The following is a 24,985-nucleotide window of genomic DNA, read 5'->3' on the forward strand; positions in this document are numbered from 1 at the left end:
GAGTATTATGACGACAACAGTTTTAGCTCTAAAGCGCATATCGGGAAATAACATCGTGTCCCCAATTGGTTTTAAAGCCACGGGCATCCATTGTGGAATTAAACATAAGAAAAATGATTTGGCATTACTCGTTAGTGAAGTACCCGCAAATGTTGCAGGTGTATTTACAACGAATGCAATTCAGGCGGCACCGCTAATGATTACAAAAGAAGCGATGCAACAAACGGGGAAAATGCAGGCAATCATTGTTAATTCGGGAAATGCGAATGCGTGTACAGGCCAGCAAGGATTGAAAGATGCCCGTCTTATGCAACAAAAAGCGGCAGAAAAACTCGGTATTGCACCTGCATTAGTAGGAGTTGCATCCACTGGAATTATCGGTGAGATGATGCGAATGGAACCGATTGTAAATGGAATTCAAAAGCTTGAGCCAAGTTCTGAATTAGAAGGTTCGATTCTATTTTCACAAGCGATTCTAACGACAGATACCGTAACAAAAAATACAGCATACAGCACAGTGATTGATGGCAAAAAGATCACTATCGCCGGAACTGCAAAGGGATCAGGGATGATTGATCCAAATATGGCAACAATGCTCGGTTTCATCACAACAGACGCTAAGATTGAATCAGTTCATCTACAAGCTGCTCTCAAAACGGTGACAGATTTGACGTTTAACTCGATTACAGTAGATGGCGATACATCTACAAACGATATGGTGCTCGTAATGGCAAATGGGATGGCAGGGAATAATTCATTGACGCCGGCACATCCGGACTGGGAACAATTCACGGAAGCATTGCATGCTGTTTCTCAAGACCTTGCGAAAATGATTGCGAAAGATGGAGAAGGCGCGACGAAGCTTATTGAAGTCGAAGTATCAGGAGCGATTACGGATATCGAAGCACGTAAAATTGCTAAAACGGTGGTTGGTTCACCGCTTGTGAAGACGGCTATCTTTGGCTGTGACGCCAATTGGGGAAGAATTATCGCGGCTGTCGGCTATAGTGGGGCCACGCTGGATCCGAATGCCATAAAAATTAAAATCGGTCCAACAACTGTTGTTGAAAACGGGGCGCCTGTCCCATTTTCCGAAGCGCAACTGCTGATCTATTTGAAACAACCGGAAGTGAAAATTAGTGTGGATCTTCATCAGGGAATTGGTAAGGGAGTAGCATGGGGGTGCGATTTAACATATGACTATGTCCAAATCAACGCAACTTATCGCTCGTAAACGAATGGTAATAAAGCTCGGTGGAAGTATGTTGGAAGGGTTAAATGAAGACTTTTTCAAGAATATGATACAACTGCAAAAAGCCGATAATGATGTAGTGCTTGTTCACGGAGGCGGACCTTTTATTAATAAAGAACTTGCCAGAAATAAAGTGTTATCATCCGTAGTAAACGGTATCCGTGTAACGTCGAAAGAAGCAGTGGGGATAGTTCAATCGACATTAATAGGTCAAGTGAATCCAGCCCTCGTCCATCAATTAAATAAAGGTGGCATCGATGCGATTGGCCTTAGCGGATACGATGGAAATCTCCTAACATGTAAAGTGTTGAATGAAAAACTGTACGGCTCTGTAGGAGAAATCCAGGATGTCCGCATCGAATTAATAGAAACACTTCTTAAAGATGGGCTTGTGCCAGTTATTTCGTGTATCGGTGCAACAGAAGATGGAGCTCCTCTCAACATTAATGCGGACACAGTCGCAAGTAAGATTGCTCTGGCAATAAATGCAGACAGCCTGCTTCTTGTGACGGATACTCCTGGCATTCAAATAGAAGGAAGTGTTCAACAAACGGCATCACCGACCGAAATTGTCCAGTGGATCGAAACAGGCGAAATATACGGAGGCATGTTACCGAAAGTGAAAGCTGCACTTGATTGTCTAGATGCAGGTATTCCATCGGTGCAAATTGTCGGACAGCAATTAGAAGGTACCATAATTAAATGCGAGGAGGTTTTCATTTGACTACGCTATTTCAAAATTACGCACGTCGTTCAGTTCATCTTGTAAAAGGGCGAGGTACAGTCGTGACGGATGATAAAGGAAAAGAGTACCTCGACTTCATAAGTGGAATCGCGGTCGTCAGTCTTGGTCATGCACATCCAGCGCTCGTTGAAGCAGTCAAACAGCAAAGTGAAAAACTATGGCATGTCTCAAATTTATTCGAAAGCCCCGAGCAGGAACTGTTGGCAGCTAAGCTTATAAAGGATACACCTTTCAGCCATGCTTTTTTCTGTAACAGCGGTGCTGAAGCAAATGAAGCAGCCATTAAATTAGCTCGAAAGCATACACAGAAAAACGTCATCATTACCTTCGAACAATCCTTTCATGGCCGGACATTCGGCGCCATGTCTGCGACTGGGCAAGCGAAGGTTCGTGAGGGCTTCGGTCCACTGCTAGAAACATTTCGTATCATTCCATACAATGACGAACAACAACTGGAAGCTGCAATTGACGGCGATGTAGCCGCAATTATGCTAGAAGTTATTCAAGGAGAAGGTGGCGTCAACCAAATTGACCCGGACTTTGCACAAAAAATAACAGATATCTGTAAGTCAAAAGGTATTTTACTCATTGTCGATGAAGTACAGACGGGCATTGGCCGTACGGGAACGCGATATGCCTATGAGCAGACAAACCTTGAACCAGATATCATTACACTTGCCAAAGGATTAGGCGGTGGATTCCCGATTGGTGCCATGCTTGGATCAAGTGAGCTTTTGCCTTCATTCGGCCCAGGAACGCATGGCACGACATTTGGAGGTAATCCACTGGCCGTTGCAGTTGCACAAACAGTTGTCGATATTGTATTTAAGAAGAAGTTTCTACAAGAAGTAGAAGACAAATCGACTTACTTGATTGAAAAAGTGCAGGCATTATTGCCGCAAGACCAGTTTTCTATTCGTGGGGCGGGTCTGTTACTCGGTATTGAATGCGAAGAGGAGATTCTGCCATTCATTCAACAGGCAGAACAAGCAGGTTTACTGCTCGTTCAAGCAGGAGCTAACGTCATTCGACTATTACCACCGTTAACGGTTACATACGAAGAAATCGACCAAGCTGTGGATATTCTATCAGCAGTTCTACTCCCCGAAAAAACGGCAATAACGTAATGATCTTTTGAATTAAGGCGTTCAGTGAAGCGCTATTCAATAGACCTCAGTCTGAAGGTTAAAACAAAAGGATTCGCTAAAACTAGCGGGTCTTTTTGTATTTGAAACGAAACATTCATACAATTGATAAGCATACCCAATGATGCAAAAAGGGCGTCCCGATCATAAATTTGGCAACCCGATCATATATCAGTCGTATCGATCATAAATCCGGTGTCTCGATCATCACCATGTCGCACCGATCATAACTCGGGCGCCCCGATCATAACCATGTCGCACCGATCATAAATCCGGTGTCCCGATCATCACCATGTCGCACCGATCATAACTCGGGCGCCCCAATCATAACCATGTCGCATCGATCATAACTCGGGCGCCCCCATAACCCTGACGCATCGATCATCAATCCCGCGTCCCGATCATAACCCTGACGTATCGATCATAAATCCGTCGTCCCGATCATAACCCTGCCGTATCGATCATAACCCCGGCATCCCGATCATAACCCCCGCGCCCCGATCAAATAACCCGACCGACCGATCATATCCCATAATGGCCCCGCCAAAAAAAATGAAACTTCTTCCATCGTCCTCCGTCTAATCAATTGAATAAGGAAAAGTGAGGAGAGATATTATGAAGAAAATCGGTACAATCGCATTGGCAGCACTATTAGCAGGAAGCGTAGTGGGTGGCTATTCAGCACAAGCACAAGAAGATACTACACAAGCCATTAGTGAAAAAGAACAAGTTACGACAAACTTTATGAAAGCTACGGGTGTCATTCAAGAAATTGAAAAAGAAGAAGAGGGAATTCGTGTAACGATTGAAAATGAAGATAAAATGATTACGATTTTGCGCATCAATGATAATTCCTTGCTATTTAATAGTGGGACGACAAAATCTTTAAAGCCAGCAGACTTTAAAAAGGGTGCAACTGTTTCAGCCTATTATGATAAAAATAAACCTATGATCCTGATTTATCCGGCAACAGTGACACCTGAAATTGTCATTTTAAACGATGAAGAAGTTTTTGGTGAAGTGAAAGTCAGCCAGTTTGACAAAGAATTCTTAAGCTTGGATGGCGAGTTGAAATTGAATATCGGCAAAGATACGCCTCTTTTCAATCAACAAGGTAAAGCAATCGAATTGAAAGAGTTGAACGGTAAAGAATTGATGGTATTTTACTCAATCACAACGAGAAGCCTACCACCACAAACACCACCAACTAAAATTATTGCTTTGGATAATGCAACAGTAGAAGCGCCTGAAGTTGAGCCGGAAGAAAAACCAGAAGTATCAACAGGCTTACAAGACATCATCGCTAACGACCACTACATGAAAAATGGCGTTAAGATGATTCCACTTCGTATAGTCGCTGAGCATCTTGGTTATCATGTTCTTTCTCAACCAAAAGTAAATGGTGCACTTGTTACATTGGATAACAGTTCATTCACTATTAAACGCGGCGACAACATGTATGGTTATAATAAAAGCATTCGTAAATTCGAAGTTGCACCAGAATTGAAAGGTATGAAAACATACGTTTCAGAAGACTTCTTGGAGCTACTAATCCAAAACTAACAATCGAAAAGCATGGCATATGAAAAAAAGCTTGAAACGATGGGACTGCCCTGTAAAAGGTCAGGCGTTTCAGGCTTTTTTCTATGTTATTTCATGAAGTACCACTATACAGAATGTTCAATCTCCTGTACTGTTAATATACAATCTTTCACTAGAAAAGGAGTTTATGTTTGATGAAAAAGATTATGGTATTTTTTACTGTGCTGCTTGTTATGTTAGCTACATTCGACAATGTTTCTGCGGCACCATTATTTAAAGACGTCAATGATAAGTACGGGTCGAAAGCAGAATTAGATTTTTTGGCGGAGCGCGGTATTATCTTTGCAGACCCAGCACAAAACTTTGGGGTGAATGAAGAAATTACGCGCCTTGAAGCTTCAGCTATGATTATTAGGGCGTTAGGACTCGAAACGGTAGACCGACCCGATCCAAACTTCACCGACGTCACTCCAGAAGACGAAGGATACGACATCATTGCGACAATAACCGATGAAGGTATCGTCAATGGTAATGCTGACGGCGAGTTCATGCCAAACAATAAGTTAACAAGGGGACAGATGGCAGCAATTTTAGTCAAGGCTTTTGAGTTGAAGGGAACAACAGAACAGACTTTCAAAGATGTCGATTCGGCATACTGGGCGTCTGATTCTATTAAAACGCTCTTCGCTAATGAAATCACAACGGGTTATCCAAACAATACATATAAGCCAACAGCATTCATTACAAAAGCGAATTTCGGTGTGTTTCTCGCACGAATACTGAACCCAGAATTTAAAAAACAGCCTGTCTGCTATAAGTCTGACGGTAAAAAGACGGCAGTTGTTGCTGTGCAGGTGACAAACTTATGGAAATCACCGAACAACAATCGTGTAGTGGACCGTCCTTCTATTTCTAATCCTACCGACATTCAAAAGTGGGCGAAAAGCATGTCTGTCAGTCAAAAATTATGGCTTGTTGGAAAAACAGATACACAAGCCCTTTATGGGCAAGAAGTTGTTATTCTAAAAAGTAGCGGAAACTGGCATGAAATTGCTGTAAAGGACCAATACACGCCTAGGAATAAAGCGGGATATCCAGGATGGGTTCCGAAATCTCATGTGACGGAAATAACGACTGATTATACGGATTGCCAACTAGCAATCGTTGATACGAATATCGCTACTCTTTATAATGAACCGAAAAAGGCCAACAAGTTCATGGATATCAGCTACACAACAATGCTTCCTGTCATTAAGGAAGAAGGGGATTGGTTACACGTTCAAACGCCTGCCAATGGTGTGAAATATTTGCGTAAGCAAGATGCAAAAGTCGTTAAAAACTTTGCTGCAATACCAAAACCGACTCAACAAGATATCGTCGATAGTGCCAAGATGTTTCTTGGACTTCCGTACATCTGGTCAGGGATATCAGGTTTTGGCTTTGACTGTTCGGGTCTTATCCATTCGGTGTACAAAAATCACGGCATCATGATTCCGCGTGATTCATTCGTCCAGGCGGTGAATGGTACACCTGTTGCAAGGAAAAGTATGCAACCGGGCGATTTACTATTTTTTGCGTACAATCAAGGCAAAGGGAAGGTCTATCACGTCGGCATGTATATCGGAAAAGGTCAGATGATTCACGCACCCAATTCAAGCAGAAACGTGGAAATTGTATCCATTGATACACACCCATACAAAGCAAACTATGCGGGCTCAAGAAGATATTTGAAATAACCACTACACTAGATTGTGAACCGATTGGGAAATTGGTTCACCGTCTTTTTTTCATGAAAACGGTCCATCTATTCAATGAAATTACTATTTATTGAACAAATGAATACCTATATAAACTGAGCGAAGGCACCTTATAAGGGAGTCTTACTTCCAATACATATGTTATAATTTACTAGAATAAGGGGGTATTAAAATGAAGAAATTTACCATGGCACTTGTTGCATTCCTGCTAGTATTTACTATTATTCCTATTGCGAAAGCAGAAACAGGGCGCGATTCAAACCCATTTTCCGATTTAAAGGGACCGAATGGAGATATTATTTATTTGTATAATAAAAACATTATCGGTGGTTATCCAGATGGAACGTTCCGACCGAATGAACCCATCACGCGTGCTCAGGTCGCAGCAATGCTTGTGAAAGCGCTCGATTTTAAGCTGATTGACAAACCGACAGTGCAATTTAAAGACGTTTCCAATATATCTAAACATTATCAAACCTTGACGACAGTCAGTGAACTTGGTATTCTTCGTGGAGAAAATGGTTATATGCGCCCCGGAGAAATCACGACAAGAGCGCAAATGGCGGCAATCTTGCGCAGAGCATTCGAGTTGCCAATGGACAATCAGCCGACATTTGTCGATGTATCGCCAGCAAATTGGGCTTTTAAGGATATCAATAGTTTAGCTAAAAACTTGATAGCAGGTGGATACCAAGATGGAACGTTCAAACCGGGAAATCCGGTAACACGTTCGCAATTTTCTTCTTTCCTAGCCCGTGCTCTTGATGACAAAATGAAACTTGCGGGTTATCGTTCTGCTGTCAGTGAAAAAGGTGTAGAAGTTGAACGGGACGGTTGGATATACACAGTGAAAACTAACAAACTTGTGAAAATTAATCAAAAGACAAAAGAGGAAATTATCTTACTGTCAGAAGATGATTTCAGTGATTCAGATGGCTATGTAGAGCAAAAGCTTAGAAATGGATTTCCCATCATCTTGTTCAATAATCAAATCTTCACTCCTTATTGGAAAGAAGTTGATATAAAGAGCGGGTTGCCAACAGATTACGGTCTAATGGTATCATCGATAACGGGTGAGAAATTAAGCACAACTGGTGACAAGTACAACGATATTACCATGTATAACCTTCCGAATAGCAATGTTATCCGGAATGTAACACTCCATAATTTTGAAATCTACTTCACGATAGAGAAAAAGGTTCGTCAATTCGATAAAGGTTTTAATGAGGAAGTTAATACTGATGATATGTTAATCCTTTATTCAGCCGATCAAATTGGCTTTGGCATAAAGAAAGTTCATGAGTTTGATGCGCGTGTCATTTTTGACGACATAAAAGGTTCAAAAGTGAAACCTAACGTAAACCAAAATAATAAATCGATTAAATATGATTCTAGTGCCATGTATTATTTCAATAAAAAAGGTGTTTTCGCCTACAGTATGCTGAATGGTAAAACGAAAAGGTTGTCTACTATCCAAGCGCAAGATATGACTGTAATGGACACTGAAATCATAGTTGAAGATAGTAAGGGGAAAAAACACATTCTGAAAAAATGACGAAAAGCATCCTTCGGGGTGTTTTTTTTTGTGGTAATAAGGAATTGAAACTCCCTTTCTAAAGGAATTCCAAACACAAACATAAAGCCTTTAACATAAGATAAACAATAAGGCACCAAAGTACGAATCACTATCCCGAAAAAGGATGTGTTTAGGCGTGTACAATAATTTCAATCAAAATCCAAATACAAAATACACGCTGGGCGATCTCTTGAAAGGGAAAGATCTTGAAATTGTAGCGGCATCACTCCTTTTGCTCGGCAAACTGAAAGTCGATTCCGTTCAACTATTTAGGGATAAACCAGTCATATCAGTTACATTGCTAGGAGAGTTTAAAAGTTTAAACGATAAAAAAGTAAATGAAATGACTGATTTTCTAGAGAAAAATGGTGATCTAACATTAGACGAGTTATTTGAGGGAATAAAAAGGCGAATGAATAAAGACAGGGGGAACGGACGTGAGTGAAAAAATCGGTTTTGACGCCGGAAGTTTTATTAATACGGTCATCTTAATCGTATTTCTTCTTCTCCTAGTTTTTGGCTCGACGAATTTAGGGGAGTTGACGGAAGTGGTAGATCTATAATAATTAATAATGTTTCTTCATCCTATAAGCACGAAAAAGGGGAAACAGGACTCCAAATAAATCAGCGGGTCCTGTTTTATTAGCTATAGCTAAAACCGAGCTGTCTTTAGACGAAGATTACTGTGTTTCAATCGCAGTAAATCCGCCAGCGTTATAATTCCTTTTTCTTCAAGATGCTTCAATAATTCAACAAATAAATGAGCTGTTGTCAGTGCATCTCCAAGTGCGCGGTGGCGTTCAAATAGTGGCGTGCCAAATAGCTGTGCGTACTCTTTGAGATCTAGTTGGTCCCAAGATGGATTTAAATAATCGATTAAATCAAGCGTATCAAAAGAAGTGGGTTCTTCGTAGGAGTATTTCACACGCTGTAATTCTTTTTTTATGACCAGCGTATCAAAGCTTACATGATGTCCAATCCACCCTCCACTCTTCGTATCCTCAATAAACTGAAAGTAGCTCTCTATAGCTTCGAGCGCAGTTGGGGCATTTTCTACATGGTATTGTTCAATAGAAGTTAACCTAGTAATATATTCAGGTATTTCACCTAATGGCTTTACAAAGGTCTGGAATACACGATTCGTTACTTCTGACTTTTCGACATGGACAGCTCCAATTTCAATGAGTCCGTCATCGGCAGCAATTGCAAACCCAGTCGTTTCAGTATCGAAGACAGTAAACGGCATATCACGCAACTTTGTATTCAGCAAAAATGATTGATCCAACTTATAATTTAATCGTTGTTTTCTCCAAAACATACATATTGCCTCCAAGCGATAGCGAAAATAGATCATAATTTTGCAAGTAGATGTGATTGCAGCGCGTGGACTGTCGTTAACATCGTTGTTATTTCATCCTGTTGCCATCTTCGCATCGATGCAAACTGAATTTCTGTGGTAATAGATTCATCTCGCAGATGTTTTTTCCAAGCCAGTTGAATTCGTGTTCTTAGTGCAATTTCATATGCATGACGTATATCATCGGCAAAGCCAGCCGATAGTTCACCTAATTGTACAAGGTCGTCTACTAATTGTAATGGTGTGCGTGTAATGATATTTTTTTGAACGCCCAGTATTTGTAGGCAATGATGCATTGGAAACAATGCGTTTTTTTTAATGTCAATGATTTCTCGGGTTCCTCTTCCTTTAAATAATGCCAAAAAGGACTGGTTTACTTGCGGTATGGGATTGTTTTGTTCCTGCTGCGCCATGTGATAAAGAAAAGTTTGTGAGGACTTCAATTGAATTTGTACCATCCGAACAAAATGATTATGTAACGATGCATCACCCATTAGAAAACGAAAAGATAAAAAGTTATAGCCAAGTAATATATCATCATTAGTCGCCTTAAGCGCCCAGTTACGTAGACGTTGCTGCCAATCGGAAACGGAACCGCGCCACTGTACCTCGCTTGACATCATTTTTCCGACGCATCTGGAATAGCCAGCTTTCTCCAAATGCTTAACAATTGCATCACCAAGCAATGAAAAATAAAACGCCACGTGCTTCTTATCATCTTCCTGTGGGTCGGTGTAGACAAGGAAGTGATCCTGGTCCGTCAACATGAATTGTTCGCCCCTAGCACCACTTCCCATCTCATACCATGCGAAGGGGACGGGCGGTGTTCCTTTACCTTGCCTTTCTAACGACTGTACAGCGAGTTTCACACAGTGTCGTGCGAGTCGGTCGTATAGTTTTGTAATAATCTCCAACGTATGAATGGTAGAGATATCATCGTTAATTAAACTAGATAACACATCGTAAATCGCGTTTTTAACTGCAGGTAAATTTTCGAAAGAAGCCTCTTCAATCGTTTTCAATACACCCATTGATCCACGATCACGCTTAAAAATAAGATTGGACAGTGTAACTATACCTACCAAACGATTACCTTCGACAACAGGTAAGTGTTTTACCCCATTCTTATAAAATGCCGAAAGGACTTCGTAATAATAATCATGACGTGAAATAGTATGCGGTTTTTTTGTCATAATATCTTTAGCTTTCAGTTCGCCGTTTGCCACTTGTGCAACGACTCTTTGGACAAGGTCTTTTTTTGTAATGATCCCGATTAGTTGCTCTTCCTGATCCACGACCATTAGCGAACTGATTGAGTTATCGACCATTATTCGTGCTATTTGCTGAACTGACGCATCTTCAGAGGCCGTAATCACAGAGGAGTTCATAAAGTCTTCGACACGACGAACATAAGGCTCGCTTTCTCCCCACTCATCTGACAACTTAACCTGCTCACCAAGGGAAGCATAGACATTTGCGAGACGAATAGACATGAGTTTCAAAATAGCGTCACGGACATCCGTGTCATCTATTCTTTCTTTTAGGACAGCATATGGAATCTGTAGACAATAGGAATCTTCTACTACTTCCAATACAAGACGATGACGATCGAGCGGCCTATTGGATTCACCTAAATAATAAGCGATATTTGAAAAACCGATTACCTCACCTTCTTGAACTTCTTCAAGGGCGAAGGATTGCCCATCATCACCAACAATGAATATCTCTGCTGTCCCTGTTAAAATGAGTAACAACCCTTCATGAGGTGTTATAAAGTAATTCACTTTTGCAGATTTCCGATAATAGGTAATTTTGCATTCAGCCATTAGTTCAGCAAATTTTTCCTCAGTTAATCCTCTGAAAATAGGCTGGTCATGCACTTTCTTATATATTTTTTGTTGTGCACTGTTCATTATGAATTTCCTCCACCTTCATCTTTTTAGAGAAAAATCCCCCTCGTCCAGTTAAATTAGGGAGGGGGATTTTTTGCTGTGAATTATCGTTCTAGCTCTCTATAACCTGTTTCTGCTTTAAATTTCACTTCGGCATAAGAAACCTCTTCAGCTTCGAATTTCTTAGATGAAACGAGTGTACCAATAATCGCTGCTAAGAATCCTGCTGGAACTGAAATTATGGCAGGGTTCGAATATGGGAAGAGTGGTTGCCCAACGAAGAACGCCGCTCCTTCTACAGGATTAATAACGCTAGGACTTAATGCAACAAGAACAAGCGCGACAATCAAACCGGTTAACATTGAAGCAACTGCGCCTGTCGTATTGAATTTTTTCCAATAGATCGTAAGAAGAATTGTCGGAACGTTCGCAGAGGCGGCGATACAGAATGCGAGTGAAACAAGAAACGCGACATTCAATTTTTCCGCACCTAGTGCTAAAATGATTGAGACAATAGCAACAGCAAGTGCAGCGAATCTTGCAGCTCTTACTTGTTGTTTCTCTGTTACTTTTCCTTTTTTAATAATTTCTGCGTAAATATCATGTGCAATAGCTGAAGCTCCTGACAAAACAAGTCCGGCAACAACTGCTAGAATCGTTGCGAACGCAACCGCTGCAACGAATGACTCAAGTGCTGATCCTCCCAACACACCCGCTAACATTGGTGCGGCCATGTTCCCAGCAGCATTCTCAGCAACAATGGCATCTACACCAACAAACTTAGCTGCACCGAATCCAAGGAAAATGGTTAAGACGTAGAATATACCTATAATCCAAACTGCATAAATAACAGAAGAACGAGCTGTTTTCGCATCTTTTACCGTGAAGAAACGCATTAAGATATGCGGTAAGCCAGCCGTACCTAAAACGAGTGCAATTAGTACAGAGATCAAACCAATCGGATCTTTATAGATTATTCCGGAATGTAAGAAGGCATCGCCATGTGGTGTTGCCGTTCTCATGGCATCAAACATCCCAATAAAGTTGAAATTAAACTTTAACAAAACGAGGAATGAAATAACAATGGTTCCTATCATAAGTAAAATCGCTTTAACAATTTGAACCCAACTTGTTGCAGTCATACCACCGAATAGTACATAGATTGTCATCATGACACCAACGATTAGAACTGCAATCCAGTAGTCAATTCCAAGAAGTAATTTAATAAGTGCACCTGCACCTACAAGCTGAGCAAGCATATAAAATAACACAATCGTAATTGTATTTAACGCTGCAGCGCCACGAACCTTTTTTGCTCCAAAACGTGCTCCAATCATGTCAGCCATTGTAAATTTCCCTAGATTACGAAGCGGCTCGGCGATTAGAAATAAAACTACTAGATAAGCAGTTAACCAACCGATACTATAGTAAAATCCATCAAATCCATTTAACGAAATTGCTCCGGCAATTCCAAGGAATGATGCAGCAGACAAGTAGTCCCCAGCAATCGCCATTCCGTTTTGCCAACCGGTTAACGATCCCCCAGCCGTGTAAAAATCACTTGCAGTTGTTGTCTGTTTAGCAGCCCAGTAAGTAATACCGAGTGTCAATCCAATCACTGCAACGAAAATTGCTATTGATATAATATTGTCCACGTGTAAGTACCCCCTTTATTTTAAAACATTTTTCTTTAGAATTTCTTCAACGTCTATATCGAAGCTTTTCGCTTTGTTCATATAGATGGATGTAAACACCCATACCATTACGAACATGCTTAATGAATAGACCCATGTCCAAGTCATCCAACCGATGGCTCGATTTTCAAGTATGGTTGTATATCCGGTGAGAATAGGTAGTGTAAAATAGGCGATAAAAAAGAAAATAATGTATGGCGTAGAAAAGATTCTTTTTCGTTTGACTAAATTTTTGAATTCAGGTGTATTGATAATTTTTTCATAGTCCAAGGTTTCACTTGCTTGCTTTTTCTTCGGATTTTTACCCACGATTTCATCCCCTTTTTTTCTGAAGTGTTGAAAACTGGTAGTTTAGTAAAGTAATAAGCCTCCTTTTAGATGAATTCGCTTTCATATTTTGTAAAAAACGCACTAAATCTGTTAAAAATGTTAATCATATAATAGAAGGCTAGTTTCACATTACCAAATTTTCCGATAACGCACAAGGTATTTTTCTGAATAGTTAAAACTTAGTTTTGTCACTGCGAGAAAAGGAACTTATCAAATGGCTAGGAATTAGCGGCAAGTATAGACGATGGAACCAATTTATATATATTAAAATACAGAAACCCATTGAATTCACTACGGCGGGAGGGTGTCCCTTATAAGGCGCCTTCGCTCAGCCAATTTAAGTATCCAATGGTTCAACATTTATAAAGGGAGGTGAAGTCATAGGGTATTAGTATCCTATCAATCTGGGGGGAGAGGAAAGTGTTATGAGGTCTAAGACATGTAGGTATATCACAAAAAAAGTGTATAAAAATACCCCTCATCTTCGTCAAGGAAGAGAGGGGTAGTGAAAAAATTGGAACTTATTCATTCTCCAGATTCTGCAGAGAAGTCGCGTTGCCCAAGTTCTTTCTCATAAATATATAATGCGTTTTTATCTTCTCCGATACGCTTCAAATACTCGATATGTGTATCGAAAGATGCTTCCTCTTCAACTTGTTCGTCCAAGAACCATCTCAAAAACGAAATTGTGGCATGTTCTTTTTCTTCCCAAGCGAGGTCCGTTAATTCATAAAAGTTCTTGGTAACGCCTTTTTCTTGTAGTAAACCCGATTCAAATGTATCCAATACTGACGCGAATTCGATTTTTGGCTCTGACGTTGCGGAGAATTTAGCTTGTAACCCACGGTCATTCATATAGTTATAAATTTTCATGCCGTGAAAACGCTCTTCTTCGGCTTGTTGAAGATAATAATTGGCAAAGCCAGCATAATTATTGTGCTCGCAATAAGCAGCCATTGCCATATAAGCTTGTGCAGCGTTGAACTCATTATTCATTTGCTGATTAAGAGCATCCGCTAGTCGTTGACTAATCATCATATTGCCTCCTTTTATTGTTAAGACTATTCTTCTTTATCATAGCCTAATCTAGATTTTCATTCACGTATTTTGATTGAAAACACGGAATTTTGTCGTATTAGGAGTTTTAGCGATAGGAAAAGATGAAATTTACGGTTAGAACTTGGAACATTGTATAATAGAGGATAAAAGTGAGTGTTCGCACCGGGAAAATAGGCGGAGGGAAGATATATGAACAAATTAGATACTAGTTTAATAAAAAGAATATTTACGGCTTCTACATTTAATAAAGGAGAAGCTTACCATAAAAGTGGTAGAGTACATGGTTTACAATTAAATAGTGCTAAGAATATATGGCGTGCAACAGTCTCTGGAAGCAAGTTGTATACTGTTCAAATAGAATTGAATGGTTACGACATTGATGATGATTGTAACTGTCCTGCGCATTATTCCTGTGGAGAGTGTAAGCATGTTTGTGCTACGCTTTTGGCAATTGCCGATGAACAAAACGTTGCTACTAGTAGCAAAAAGAGTGGAACGAAAAATGCAAGATATCGGCGAGCTGAAGAGTTGATTGATTACTTTGGAGAAAGTAACAATCGTTCAGAATTGAATGCAGAAGATGAAGTGCTATTTGAAAGTAGAATTTCTATTGAGGGCACATACGTTAGCTAGCTATTATAGAGAAAAAGATATTTTTGACATTCAGATGAAAATTGGAACTAAACGATTATATATCGTCAAGGATATTCGGCAGTTATTCGATAGCATGTCACAAAACACTGACTTGCAGTTTGGCAAGCATTTTACGTATGATCCCGCATATCATGTGTTTCAAATGGAAGATTTGGCGATTATCCATAAATTAATGCAGTTTTATAAAACTGAAACCATCTATGATACGAGTACTTGGGGAGGTAACGGTAGGTCAGGAAAAGATATAGTCATACCTCCATACGCGGTAGATGAGTTACTTGCTACCTTGCAACATCAAAATTGTGTTTTTCAGCAAGAAGATTTCGTTTATGGACAACTGCAAATTGTAGACGAAGATCTTCCTTTCTCCTTTTCGCTTGAAAATGGCAAGTCACAAAGTTGCTTCTATTTAGATGGTCAAACGCCAGCCAAGGAGCGAGTCCAACTCGTCGATGATTTTAATGAAGGATCTGAAACGATTTTTCTTATTTCATTAAAAGCTGGCGGGACTGGCCTGAATTTAACTGGTGCGGATACGGTTGTTCTCTATGACTTATGGTGGAATCCAGCAATCGAGGAGCAAGCAATTGGTAGAGCCCATCGAATGGGGCAGAAGAACGTTGTTCAAGTTATAAAGCTTATTGCCCAAGGAACAATAGAAGAAAAGATAAACGAATTGCAGCAAAGTAAAAAGGAATTAATCGATCAAGTTATTCAAACGGGTGAAACGATGCTATCCTCGTTATCGGAAGACGATATTCGGGAGATATTATCGATTTAAGGTTATTCAGCAGGGATTCAAACCCCTGCTGAATAAAGTTGGAAACTCTGGTGGATGTCACAGCTTTTGAATTGTGTGAGTGCACAGAATCTCGTGAATATTACATTTGAAAGTGGGGGACAAGCCTGAGGATATTTCTGATATTCAGAGGTTGCTTGGCACGGAAGTGGAAAAAAGTATAAAAAATGTTGTGGGGCATAAATTTCAGATAAGCCGTGCACAGCACTAGTCAGTATATGAATGACAATTGCATGCTATATATGTTGAATTAATGAATCCCACTAAATTTACTGTGGCGCTCAATAAGGAGCTAGTATTAATTCGGGGTGTGGATTGTAGAACGCTTAGCGCTATTGGGGATGCTCTACGCAGTAAGCCTGGATTAGCGCTTCGCATCCAGTATTACAGCATCGGCGACCCCTTTGCCGCGCCTGCGCTAGGATGTTCATTATCGAGAGAAATGTGATTTTGAGATGTATATGCGGATTGCAGATTTCATCGCAGATAATGAAAAGCTCTTTCTTACATAGTCCATCCAGCGTAGGCGCGTCTTCGTGGTAGCCGGAGCGATAAGACTGAAAGTGGTTTCCTTTCTGGCTTATCGCGGGAGGCATCCACAAAGCGCCGAAGCGGTATTAGGGGGAATCCTAATTTATTTCAAGTACTAGGGCTTTTTCAGTGGCCTCCCAAAAGCCCTTGTAAAGCGCATACGCCGTAGTCATTAGTTCAATACATATATATATGTTGAACTAATGATTCTATATAATCTCCAGCGAAGGCGCCTCATAGGGGTAGCCGAAGCAATAAGCCACACAGCGGTTTTGGAGGGCGCTGAAAAAGTTCTTTTTTATAGTAAGAACTAGTTGATTGTAGTGAAGAGCCGTTACGAAGAACGGCTTTTGCGAGCAAAAGCGCTAGCGTTGGGAGCACGGTGCAAGAATGCCTTTATTTCTGCAAAGAACGCAGAAATACGGCCAATCGAACCCTTTGCTGTTCGATTGGCTGAAGCCGTGCCCGCGGAAAGCGTCCGCTCGGAACGGAAATCAACGGGATTGAAGGATATCGTACTTTTTCAGTGCCCTCGCGGTTTTCTGTCAGGCTTATCGCGGGAGGCATCCACAAAGCGCCGAGCGTTGTTGAGAGGATTCTTTATGTCAACATAAATAGTAGAATCATGAGATGAATCATAAAGGGGTAAATGTTGTGAAACGTATCGCGATTGATATGGATGAAGTCATATCGCATTTTAGCGCTAAATGTCTAGAATTATTTAATGATGAATTTAACGAAAGTTATACGGACCACCATTTGCATGGCAAGAAACTCATAGAATTAGATGCTAGATTTGAAAAGAAAGTGGACCACTATTTAGCAAACGAATTATTTTTCTTGGAGTTAGACGTGATAAAAGATAGTCAAGAAGTGATAAAAGAATTAAGTGCTTGCTATGAAATATATATTGTAACCGCAGCAATGGAGTTTCCAGCTTCGTTAGCACCAAAATATCGCTGGTTAAAGAAACACTTCAGTTTTTTGAATGAAAAGAATTTCGTCTTTTGCGGCGATAAAAGCATAATTCTTGCAGATTATTTGATAGACGATACGCCAAGTAATTTAGAAACATTTCAGGGGAAGGGCCTACTTTTCACAGCTCCACATAATGTCCATACAACCGGATATACGCGATTAAACAATTGGAAAGATACCGCGGATTATTTTCTTAAGTAAATTAGTGCGATAGAATCAAAAATAACCCCTCATCTTCATCAAAGGAAGAGAGGGGTATTATAAATTTAAGGTATCTGGTGCTGATACAACCCTGAATTGTATTAGTACCAGATACCTTTTATTTTTTATTATCCTTCATCATTTGTGAACCAATCGCGCCTACTATTAAAATGATCAATGAAATGATACTGTAGTCTTTAAAAAAGGTTGTAAACGGAATATCCAGAAGTCTAAACACAAGTGTAATAATTCGTCCTACTAATAATCCTAGTCCAATCATTACCATCCAATTAAATACTTTCTCTATAAAATTCATTGTAATCTCCTTTTTCTTGAGTAACTTCCTTCACACAATCGCTTTCTTAATTAACAACCTTGGTGCATCCTAAATTAACGACTATCCCAATCAGTAAATCAAGTACGATAAGACAGCTTTCGCAACAAGGTCTCCGCAGGACCTCTCACATTAGCGCGACGCATGAAATCGGCGATGACTACTGAGAGGAGCCAGGTGAATAACGCGATGACATCGCTGCCGGCTTGGCCCATATGTGCACCTAGACCGCCGGCATACGGAGCAAAAACAGCGATGAATACGACCGATTGAAAAATGTAAAAGGTCATCGAGCGCTGTCCTACTGCGGCGATAGCCATAGTGATGGGTCCTCGTTTTTCCCCAAGCTTGATGACTAACAATCCGATAAACGCTGCCCAGCCCAATCCACCTGCATAGCCAGTACCGGTGTGTAGAATAGTAGCGAACGTCTGCGCTCCAAACGATGGATTAGTCCAATACTGTGAGGACATCAGTGCCAACGGGATTGCTCCGACAGTAGCGAGACCAATACCAATCATTGAAGTGCGCACAAGCAAGAGCAGGTGTTGCTCCGGATTATCGAGGATTCGCCGCCGTGCCGCCAAAATTCCGATAAGCATGCCAGGGACGACCTGATAGACAAGCAAAGGTGTGTAGATAATCCACTCCGGAATACGGATAGCGCTAGCGAGAAATGGGTTCTCCAGCGCTATTGAGGAGAGTACAGCGTTATCTACTAAGGCGTCGTAACCACGAGGCATCAATGAACCAAAGATTGCTACTAGAACAAGAAATATTCCAGCAATCCATAAAAGCTTCTTGTCTGATGCACGGAGGAATCCGACCAAGAGAAGGGTAGCCAGGCCATATAATGCTATGATATCTTCGAATAATAGTGCTACATGCAAGAAACCGATGAGAATCATCAACCAGCCTCGCCGGCGGAACAGCTTGCGAATTGAAATCCAATCGTTACCTTTTTCTTCCTGACGAAGCATGAGCTGGACCATACCGTAGCCAAAGAGGAGAAAGAACATAGGGAATGCACGGCCGTCAACTAAGACTTGCCGAAACAATACAACGATCTGGTCAACCTTTGTGATTTCTCGATCGGCGGCGTATAGAAATACGTGGGCGTGTGCCAATGCGATGAACAGTAGCATAAAGCCGCGGGCAAGATCCGGAGCAAGCTTCCGATCATAATTGGAGATAGGATTTGACTTTAGAGTAACGTTAGTCAAATTTGTTACCCTTTACTGCCTGATTAACAATTTTCACGAGCTCGCTGCTATACGTATCCAAGTCGACTTTTTTTGTTATAGCAGTGTGAGCCATATACTCTCCGATAGCTCCTTGAATCATACTGGCCATGACTACTACATTAAAAGATCCGAATTCCCCTTGTTTTTGACCATAATGTAGTATTTGTTGTAGTTCATACATGATTTGGTCCTCTTCATCATCGCCTAATTTATAGTAGGGAATGTTATCGGGCGTTCTGGCATTAAAGACAATTTCTATCAGAGCCGTATAACGTGTCGGATGCGTACCTTGATATGCTAAATTTGCCGCTATGAATGTATTCAGTTGCTCAAAAGCTGTATTTTCTCGACCAACTCTCTCTAAGATATAAGATGTTGACCCTTCTACAAGATTCATCAGAAGGTGGTTCATCAAATCGTTCTTATCCGAAAAATGGTAAGAAATTAATGCGGTACTGATGTCCGCTCTTTTAGCAATTTGAGAAAGGCTGGCTTTTAAGTATCCAATTTCATCAAGGGTTTTAATTGCTGCTTCCACAATTTGGTCACGTCTTGCTTCTGCGATAAACGATTTTTTTCCTTCAACTTTGTTATCTTCCTTCATTTATATGACCTCTATTATTTATATACATTATGATTCCTCCAAGTTAATTTGATTGTACAATCAAATTTTTAATTGATCACTCAATCAGATTTTAACACGGAGAAATTTCACGGTCAATTTATTAATGAAGTATAGCGATAGATATATGAGGGGGTTCACTGTATATTTATCGGTAGGATGTAATGTCGTAAGTAAATAACTTTTTATTGAGAGGGAGATGAATCAAGTGGACAGTGTAACCCGATCCTACTTTGAAAACCTAGAAGCAAAGGACAAAAATGTTCAATTGGAAGCGTTTAATGCTATTAATGCAGCTGTAAAAGAAGAAGTGGACTGGGCTTATGAAGTTTGGGACGAATTAAAGGAATGGCTAACAGATTCCGATAATCATCGAAGATCTAGGGGTGCTCAGTTCCTAGCTGGTCTTGCGAAAAGTGATCCAGAAAAACGTATATTAGGCGATTTTCCAGCGTTATGGGAAGTGACCAAAGATCCGAAATTTGTTACAGCCCGACATAGCTTACAGTCGATATGGAGAGTGGGCTTAGCTGGAAAGGAACAAAAACAACAAGTGATTCATCATATAGTGGAACGTTTTCAAAACGGTGTGCATGAAAAACATTACACCTTGATTCGATTTGATATGATTCAAGGCTTGAAAAATTTATATGATGCATTAAAAGAGGAAGAAATTAAACAGATAGCAATGGGTTTGATTGAGACAGAAGAAGATATCAAATACCGTAAGAAGTATATGACTGTATGGAAATGAAGAGTGGATAATATATTTATTTTAGGTGGGAGAAATGAAGAGTGAAATCGATAACTATTTACCATTATGACGCATTTAGTAAAGAGCCAAACAAAGGGAATCCTGCTGGAGTAGTGCTGAACGGGGATGATTTAACAGATTTTGAGATGCAAGAAATAGCTTACAGGGCAGGTTTCAACGAGACTGCATTTTTAGTCAATTCGAATGTGGCTGATCTTGGAATACGTTATTTTTCACCAGGACAAGAAATGGATTTATGTGGACATGGAACAATTGCTGCTGTATATGCTTTAAAGTCTAAGAATTTATTGAATGATAAGAGTAAACTAACAATTGAAACGAAAGTAGGGATTTTACCTATCAGAATAGATTCACAAGCGGATGGTGAGGAATACATAACTATGAAACAAGATTCCCCACAATTAAAAGACTTTAGCGGTTCGTACGAAGAATTGGCCCATTCAATCGGAATTAATAGAGATGATATAGAATCTGATTTACCCACTGTATATGGTAGTACAGGTTCATGGACATTGTTAGTTCCAATTAAGAAACTTAGCATTTTTAATAAAATGAAAGCTAACAATGAGCTATTTCCATCCGTATTAAAAGAAATACCTAAAGCATCTATTCATCCTTTTTGTTTGGAGACGTACGATCAAAATGCAGATATGCATGCTCGTCATTTCTCTTCACCATATTCCGGTACAATTGAAGATTCCGTTACAGGAACAGCCTCAGGAGTGATGGGTGCTTATTACGCCGAATACATAGATAGAAACTTCGAAAACCATCTACGTATTTTAGTAGAACAAGGACATGAAATGGGAAAGGATGGTCGTGTACTAGTTAAAGTCTCGAAAAATGAAAAAAGTTATGATATTGAAATTACAGGAACTGCAGTATATGTAAAAGAGCTTGAAATAGTTTTTGTTACGAACAAACACAACAAGGTTTAGATTTTTTGACAAAACAAAATCTCCTCATTTAGTAACCTGAGGAGATTGTTGAATAAGTATTTGGAAGTTGCAGGTCATGCTATTTTACATTAAATGTTAAAGTTTCGCGTATTCAGGATTAGCCACTTTTACGAGCTGTTTTCCCAGATTTGTTCCTTTAAATAAACCAAGGAATGCTTCTGGTGTATTTTCAAATCCTTCAACAATTGTTTCTTCATATTTCAGTTTGCCTTGCAGTAGCCATTTACCTAAGTCGGTAAACCCTCTTTCAAAATCAGTGGCAAAATCGCCTAGCGTGAAGCCTTGCATCATAGCGCTCGTCTTGATCATAGCTGATTGAATACGTGGACCTCTATCTTTTCCTTCAGCATTGTAGGAAGAAATTGATCCGCATAATGGAATACGAGCATTTCGATTTAGCATTGTAAAAACAGCGTCTGAAACGTCGCCGCCTACATTATCGAAATAGACATCTACTCCAGCAGGTACGGAATTTTTTAAATCTGTCCAGAAACTATCCTTTTTATAATTTACAGCTGCATCAAAGCCGAGTACATTCAATAAGTAGTCAATCTTTTCATCTGAACCTGCAATACCTACTACTTTGGCACCTTTGATTTTCGCGATTTGTCCAACTACTGATCCAACTGCCCCGGCAGCCCCAGAAACGACGACCGTTTCGCCTTCTTGGGGTTTTCCGATATCAAGCAATCCAAAATAGGCAGTTAAACCTGTCATGCCGAGAATACCTAAATGTGTTGAAATAGGTGCCATTTTAGGGTCTATTTTGCGAATTTCATTTGGAGTAGCTACGGTATATTCAGCCCAGCCAAGATTCCCAACAACGACATCACCTTGTTTAAAGGCGTCTGACTGGGATTCAACTACTTCAGCTACGACACCCCCTGAAATGACCTTATTCAATTCAAATGGAGCAATATATGACTTGGCATCTTGCATTCTTCCACGCATGTATGGGTCAACAGATAAATAAAGCGTCCGTACTAAAATTTCATTTACTTTTGGTGAGGGAACTGAATTCTTTACAAAGGTAAAGTCTTCTTTCGCAGGCATTCCTTTGGGACGATTTGCTAGGTGAATTTCCTGTTGTATCAATTGCTTCATTGCAATTCCTCCTTTGTAGTTTGCCGAATTAGTTGGCAAGTGAAAACCCTAACACTCAAGAGTTACTAAGGTCAATGATTATGGACTGGTGTTTCTTTTCCATTGAATTGCTATTGTTCAGCCTTGCTTTCTCCTGTGGACGAACTCCAAAATAGTATCCAAAAGTGTTATAATTATACTTAACTATAATTTGATGTTATTAATTTTAACTAAAGGAGGGCTTTAAACAAAAATGAAGAAAATAAATACAATGTTTCTCGCTTTAGCATTAACGGTAGCTTTACCGACGTCAGCTACTGTTGGATTAACAGCTAACGCGGCAGAAGCTCAAGTCGTTAAATCAGAAGACGTCACGACAGCTGCAAAATTTACGGATATTCCAAATAGCCACTGGGCGAAAAATGAAGTTATGCAACTTGTAGAAATGGGCATATTGACGGGTTACGGCGATATGCAATTTCGTCCGGATCTAGCAATGACAGTTGGAGAGGCTACTCAATCTTTTACAAAAGCGGGATATGAATTTTTAATCAAAGACGTGACAGGCAATTCTTTTGGTATGGAAGAACCTTTAACACGTAGGCAAATGGAGTTGGCATTAGTAGATGCATTTAATTTGCAAGATAGTGCATTAATCGAATGGCCAAGTCTTATTTCATTGGATAAAGGAAGTGTAGGCGCAGTTCCACAATACAGAATTATGCCAGGCATACAAAAAGGTCTATTCAATCACGGATCACAAGTAGACCGCGCTACTTTTGCGGTGATTCTGCATCAAGTACTTGTGAAGAAGGGGAACATTGCAACTACCAAAAAATATGAATTAACGAACTTAGAGCTGTCGCCTAATTTTACTCGGATTCCCTCTGCTGTGAATTTAATGAAGGTGTCATTTGATGAACATCCGATTTACCTAAGATCGACAGAGAATATACTTTTCACGAATCATACGAGAATCGATAACTCATTTTCACGAGATAATATTTACACTTATGACATCGGTATAGAAGGTGCGACCATTGAGTTAACGGTTCGTTCATTTGATAATGGCGATTACTTCTTATTTTCGAAAATCATTAACCCTACTGAATCTGCTGTAACAGTAGATGTCATTCAAAAAGAAAATGAAGTGGCTTCATTTGAGCTAAACCGTTATGATAAATACAAGATTAAACGTAATGATAAAGATGTTTTTGGCAGTGACACAACATCCTATCCGACAGGTTTACTCCAATTTGTGAAGCTAGATGGATCAGTGAAGGAGCGGATGGTTGGTCAGTCTTATTTGTCAAAGCAATTGTCATTAGAGTATGAGAATGATGGCTACAGTTACATGCGTCAATTGCTCGGTGAAAAAGAGGCACTGTCTTATGCTCAGGTTGGAACAACATTATTATCTGTGCATACGTTAAATTCAAAAGGCAATGACATTGTAGATCAGTGGTATATGAATGCGGATGACCAATTATTTGCGAATGAAGAGAATATGGAGAGCTGGATGCTTGAGTCAGCTAAGTATTATAAAAAACGTAATAATTGGTACACGGCGGGTGGCCCATACAATAAAATGGCGATAACCACAGAGCCAATGCCTGATACAGGGCAAGGATATGGGCGGAACTTACTTCTATTAAAAGAAGATCGTGCGCTGGTTTTATATAATGAGCAAGAGGATCGTTATTTTGAGAACTTAATTTACAACTCATTTGTTAACTTGAAGAATTTCAAAGGTGACAAAGATTATTGGGAAACAGAAGTTACAAGCACCTATTTGAAAGATTTATATGACATTACAGCTCCATTCATTGATACACGTTTTAATGAGCAAATCGCGCTTTTCTACTATAATAGTGGTGCTGATTTTGGAATTGAGAATGCGAAAGAGCCATTGCGTAATTATGCTGACTTACTAGTCTCACAAAAAAGTAAAGGAAACGTCATTCCTGTGAATGACGAGTCTTACTACATCGCGGATTACTTCCCGATTGCACAGCAAGTAACGACGCATGCCTCTATGAATCATGTGTTGGGCGGTATGAACGTTTTACTCATGGCTTATAATGAGTTCGGTGATCAGAAGTATTTAGATACAGCGCAGGCTATACAAACAGCGATTGTAGCGGATAAAGAGGATTGGATTCGTGATAATGGCGATATTTGGTATCGTATTTCCGCATTACGTGACTATAAAGGCGATGATTACAAGCATCTGACTTTAGAGGATTTAATAAATTCGTACAAACTTTGGAAAGATATTGATCCGACGTATTTGCCTTTATTAGAAGAAATGATTGCTTCAAAAGCTTCGTTTTTATCGAATGAAAATTTAGGTTACACAACTAAAATAAAGAACGGGTTACGTGATATCGACTTATCGAACTATCTTCCTAAAGGGGAAGAAAGAACAGATGCATTGTGAAGAAGAAAAAACTAAA

The 24,985-nt window shown here is 39.9% G+C and carries 22 protein-coding genes and 1 pseudogene; 14 read left to right on the forward strand and 9 right to left on the reverse strand.

Going from position 1 to position 24,985, the window contains the following annotated elements:
- Positions 1 to 7: 7 nt before the first annotated feature.
- The 8 genes from argJ to MKX62_RS13735 all read left to right on the forward strand — a co-directional run bounded on the left by argJ (position 8) and on the right by MKX62_RS13735 (position 8,580).
- Positions 8 to 1,234 carry a bifunctional glutamate N-acetyltransferase/amino-acid acetyltransferase ArgJ gene (gene argJ / locus MKX62_RS13700; RefSeq protein ID WP_340741647.1) on the forward strand — a complete coding sequence of 409 codons (1,227 nt, stop codon included), beginning with the start codon at positions 8 to 10 and terminating at the stop codon, positions 1,232 to 1,234.
- Positions 1,197 to 1,976, forward strand: a complete 780-nt coding sequence (gene argB, locus MKX62_RS13705) for an acetylglutamate kinase (RefSeq protein ID WP_340741648.1) — start codon at positions 1,197 to 1,199, stop codon at positions 1,974 to 1,976. Before argJ ends, argB begins: the two co-directional genes overlap by 38 nt.
- The gene (locus MKX62_RS13710) at positions 1,955 to 3,124 is read left to right on the forward strand and encodes an acetylornithine transaminase (RefSeq protein WP_187046993.1); all 1,170 of its coding nucleotides are present in this window, start codon (positions 1,955 to 1,957) and stop codon (positions 3,122 to 3,124) included. The genes argB and MKX62_RS13710 overlap by 22 nt, the downstream gene beginning before the upstream one ends.
- 633 nt (positions 3,125 to 3,757) lie before the next feature.
- On the forward strand, positions 3,758 to 4,705 hold the full coding sequence (locus tag MKX62_RS13715; protein ID WP_187046994.1) for a stalk domain-containing protein: 948 nt from the start codon (positions 3,758 to 3,760) through the stop codon (positions 4,703 to 4,705).
- A 173-nt stretch (positions 4,706 to 4,878) separates the two neighbouring features.
- The gene (locus MKX62_RS13720) at positions 4,879 to 6,420 is read left to right on the forward strand and encodes an S-layer homology domain-containing protein (protein ID WP_340741649.1); all 1,542 of its coding nucleotides are present in this window, start codon (positions 4,879 to 4,881) and stop codon (positions 6,418 to 6,420) included.
- A gap of 193 nt (positions 6,421 to 6,613) precedes the next feature.
- Positions 6,614 to 7,996, forward strand: coding sequence for an S-layer homology domain-containing protein (locus MKX62_RS13725; RefSeq protein WP_340741650.1), 1,383 nt, complete (start codon positions 6,614 to 6,616; stop codon positions 7,994 to 7,996).
- Between the two features lie 157 nt (positions 7,997 to 8,153).
- Positions 8,154 to 8,462, forward strand: a complete 309-nt coding sequence (locus MKX62_RS13730; protein ID WP_231885777.1) for a hypothetical protein — start codon at positions 8,154 to 8,156, stop codon at positions 8,460 to 8,462.
- On the forward strand, positions 8,455 to 8,580 hold the full coding sequence (locus tag MKX62_RS13735) for a hypothetical protein (protein ID WP_255428601.1): 126 nt from the start codon (positions 8,455 to 8,457) through the stop codon (positions 8,578 to 8,580). Before MKX62_RS13730 ends, MKX62_RS13735 begins: the two co-directional genes overlap by 8 nt.
- Before the next feature lie 89 nt (positions 8,581 to 8,669).
- Here the strand turns inward: MKX62_RS13735 and MKX62_RS13740 are convergent, their stop codons facing one another.
- The 5 genes from MKX62_RS13740 to MKX62_RS13760 all read right to left on the reverse strand — a co-directional run bounded on the left by MKX62_RS13740 (position 8,670) and on the right by MKX62_RS13760 (position 14,325).
- On the reverse strand, positions 8,670 to 9,335 hold the full coding sequence (locus tag MKX62_RS13740) for a 3'-5' exonuclease (protein WP_340741651.1): 666 nt from the start codon (positions 9,333 to 9,335) through the stop codon (positions 8,670 to 8,672).
- A 32-nt stretch (positions 9,336 to 9,367) separates the two neighbouring features.
- Positions 9,368 to 11,287, reverse strand: a complete 1,920-nt coding sequence (locus MKX62_RS13745; RefSeq protein ID WP_340741652.1) for a DUF294 nucleotidyltransferase-like domain-containing protein — start codon at positions 11,285 to 11,287, stop codon at positions 9,368 to 9,370.
- Positions 11,288 to 11,370: 83 nt separating this feature from the next.
- Positions 11,371 to 12,921 carry a solute symporter family protein gene (locus MKX62_RS13750; RefSeq protein WP_187046999.1) on the reverse strand — a complete coding sequence of 517 codons (1,551 nt, stop codon included), beginning with the start codon at positions 12,919 to 12,921 and terminating at the stop codon, positions 11,371 to 11,373.
- Positions 12,922 to 12,936: 15 nt separating this feature from the next.
- Positions 12,937 to 13,269, reverse strand: a complete 333-nt coding sequence (locus tag MKX62_RS13755; RefSeq protein ID WP_067206749.1) for a DUF485 domain-containing protein — start codon at positions 13,267 to 13,269, stop codon at positions 12,937 to 12,939.
- Positions 13,270 to 13,815: 546 nt separating this feature from the next.
- Positions 13,816 to 14,325, reverse strand: coding sequence for a ferritin (locus tag MKX62_RS13760; RefSeq protein WP_067206752.1), 510 nt, complete (start codon positions 14,323 to 14,325; stop codon positions 13,816 to 13,818).
- A gap of 213 nt (positions 14,326 to 14,538) precedes the next feature.
- Between MKX62_RS13760 and MKX62_RS13765 the strand changes: the two genes are divergently transcribed.
- From MKX62_RS13765 to MKX62_RS13775, 3 genes and pseudogenes are all read left to right on the forward strand, one after another.
- Positions 14,539 to 14,982 (forward strand): SWIM zinc finger family protein, encoded by a 444-nt coding sequence (locus MKX62_RS13765; protein WP_340741653.1) that lies wholly within the window; start codon positions 14,539 to 14,541, stop codon positions 14,980 to 14,982.
- A gap of 418 nt (positions 14,983 to 15,400) precedes the next feature.
- Positions 15,401 to 15,784, forward strand: a pseudogene (locus MKX62_RS24470) (DEAD/DEAH box helicase); the annotation flags it as partial.
- A gap of 1,203 nt (positions 15,785 to 16,987) precedes the next feature.
- Positions 16,988 to 17,512: a 5' nucleotidase, NT5C type gene (locus tag MKX62_RS13775; RefSeq protein WP_067206758.1), complete on the forward strand. Its 525-nt coding sequence runs from the start codon at positions 16,988 to 16,990 to the stop codon at positions 17,510 to 17,512.
- Between the two features lie 118 nt (positions 17,513 to 17,630).
- Here MKX62_RS13775 and MKX62_RS13780 read toward each other — a convergent pair whose 3' ends face one another.
- The 3 genes from MKX62_RS13780 to MKX62_RS13790 form a co-directional block, all read right to left on the reverse strand.
- Positions 17,631 to 17,828, reverse strand: a complete 198-nt coding sequence (locus tag MKX62_RS13780; protein ID WP_067206759.1) for a hypothetical protein — start codon at positions 17,826 to 17,828, stop codon at positions 17,631 to 17,633.
- Positions 17,829 to 17,926: 98 nt separating this feature from the next.
- Positions 17,927 to 19,069 carry a DUF418 domain-containing protein gene (locus tag MKX62_RS13785; RefSeq protein WP_340741654.1) on the reverse strand — a complete coding sequence of 381 codons (1,143 nt, stop codon included), beginning with the start codon at positions 19,067 to 19,069 and terminating at the stop codon, positions 17,927 to 17,929.
- Complete coding sequence (locus MKX62_RS13790; RefSeq protein ID WP_067206763.1) at positions 19,062 to 19,694, reverse strand: TetR/AcrR family transcriptional regulator; 633 nt, start codon at positions 19,692 to 19,694, stop codon at positions 19,062 to 19,064. Before MKX62_RS13790 ends, MKX62_RS13785 begins: the two co-directional genes overlap by 8 nt.
- Positions 19,695 to 19,920: 226 nt before the next feature.
- Between MKX62_RS13790 and MKX62_RS13795 the strand changes: the two genes are divergently transcribed.
- Positions 19,921 to 20,466, forward strand: coding sequence for a hypothetical protein (locus MKX62_RS13795; RefSeq protein WP_340741655.1), 546 nt, complete (start codon positions 19,921 to 19,923; stop codon positions 20,464 to 20,466).
- Between the two features lie 41 nt (positions 20,467 to 20,507).
- Positions 20,508 to 21,425: a PhzF family phenazine biosynthesis protein gene (locus MKX62_RS13800; RefSeq protein WP_340741656.1), complete on the forward strand. Its 918-nt coding sequence runs from the start codon at positions 20,508 to 20,510 to the stop codon at positions 21,423 to 21,425.
- A gap of 96 nt (positions 21,426 to 21,521) precedes the next feature.
- Here the strand turns inward: MKX62_RS13800 and MKX62_RS13805 are convergent, their stop codons facing one another.
- Entirely contained in the window at positions 21,522 to 22,550 is a 1,029-nt protein-coding gene (locus tag MKX62_RS13805) for an NADP-dependent oxidoreductase (RefSeq protein WP_067206771.1), read from the reverse strand.
- A gap of 232 nt (positions 22,551 to 22,782) precedes the next feature.
- Here MKX62_RS13805 and MKX62_RS13810 point away from each other — a divergent pair, with 232 nt between their 5' ends.
- Positions 22,783 to 24,969: an S-layer homology domain-containing protein gene (locus MKX62_RS13810; RefSeq protein ID WP_340741657.1), complete on the forward strand. Its 2,187-nt coding sequence runs from the start codon at positions 22,783 to 22,785 to the stop codon at positions 24,967 to 24,969.
- The last annotated feature ends 16 nt before the right edge of the window (positions 24,970 to 24,985 follow it).

Origin of the sequence: Sporosarcina sp. FSL K6-5500 (genome assembly GCF_038005665.1) — a bacterium.
Taxonomy (GTDB): domain Bacteria; phylum Bacillota; class Bacilli; order Bacillales_A; family Planococcaceae; genus Sporosarcina; species Sporosarcina psychrophila.

Excerpts from the sequence above, each read along its gene's own strand:
- MKX62_RS13780 (WP_067206759.1), bottom strand. The coding sequence starts at position 17,828 with ATGAATTTTATAGAGAAAGTATTTAATTGGATGGTAATGATTGGACTA.
- MKX62_RS13720 (WP_340741649.1), top strand. The coding sequence starts at position 4,879 with ATGAAAAAGATTATGGTATTTTTTACTGTGCTGCTTGTTATGTTAGCT.
- MKX62_RS13715 (WP_187046994.1), top strand. The coding sequence starts at position 3,758 with ATGAAGAAAATCGGTACAATCGCATTGGCAGCACTATTAGCAGGAAGC.
- MKX62_RS13810 (WP_340741657.1), top strand. The coding sequence starts at position 22,783 with ATGAAGAAAATAAATACAATGTTTCTCGCTTTAGCATTAACGGTAGCT.
- MKX62_RS13765 (WP_340741653.1), top strand. The coding sequence starts at position 14,539 with ATGAACAAATTAGATACTAGTTTAATAAAAAGAATATTTACGGCTTCT.
- MKX62_RS13805 (WP_067206771.1), bottom strand. The coding sequence starts at position 22,550 with ATGAAGCAATTGATACAACAGGAAATTCACCTAGCAAATCGTCCCAAA.
- argB (WP_340741648.1), top strand. The coding sequence starts at position 1,197 with ATGACTATGTCCAAATCAACGCAACTTATCGCTCGTAAACGAATGGTA.
- MKX62_RS13740 (WP_340741651.1), bottom strand. The coding sequence starts at position 9,335 with ATGTTTTGGAGAAAACAACGATTAAATTATAAGTTGGATCAATCATTT.
- argJ (WP_340741647.1), top strand. The coding sequence starts at position 8 with ATGACGACAACAGTTTTAGCTCTAAAGCGCATATCGGGAAATAACATC.
- MKX62_RS13725 (WP_340741650.1), top strand. The coding sequence starts at position 6,614 with ATGAAGAAATTTACCATGGCACTTGTTGCATTCCTGCTAGTATTTACT.
- MKX62_RS13745 (WP_340741652.1), bottom strand. The coding sequence starts at position 11,287 with ATGAACAGTGCACAACAAAAAATATATAAGAAAGTGCATGACCAGCCT.
- MKX62_RS13790 (WP_067206763.1), bottom strand. The coding sequence starts at position 19,694 with ATGAAGGAAGATAACAAAGTTGAAGGAAAAAAATCGTTTATCGCAGAA.
- MKX62_RS13760 (WP_067206752.1), bottom strand. The coding sequence starts at position 14,325 with ATGATTAGTCAACGACTAGCGGATGCTCTTAATCAGCAAATGAATAAT.
- MKX62_RS13710 (WP_187046993.1), top strand. The coding sequence starts at position 1,955 with ATGCGAGGAGGTTTTCATTTGACTACGCTATTTCAAAATTACGCACGT.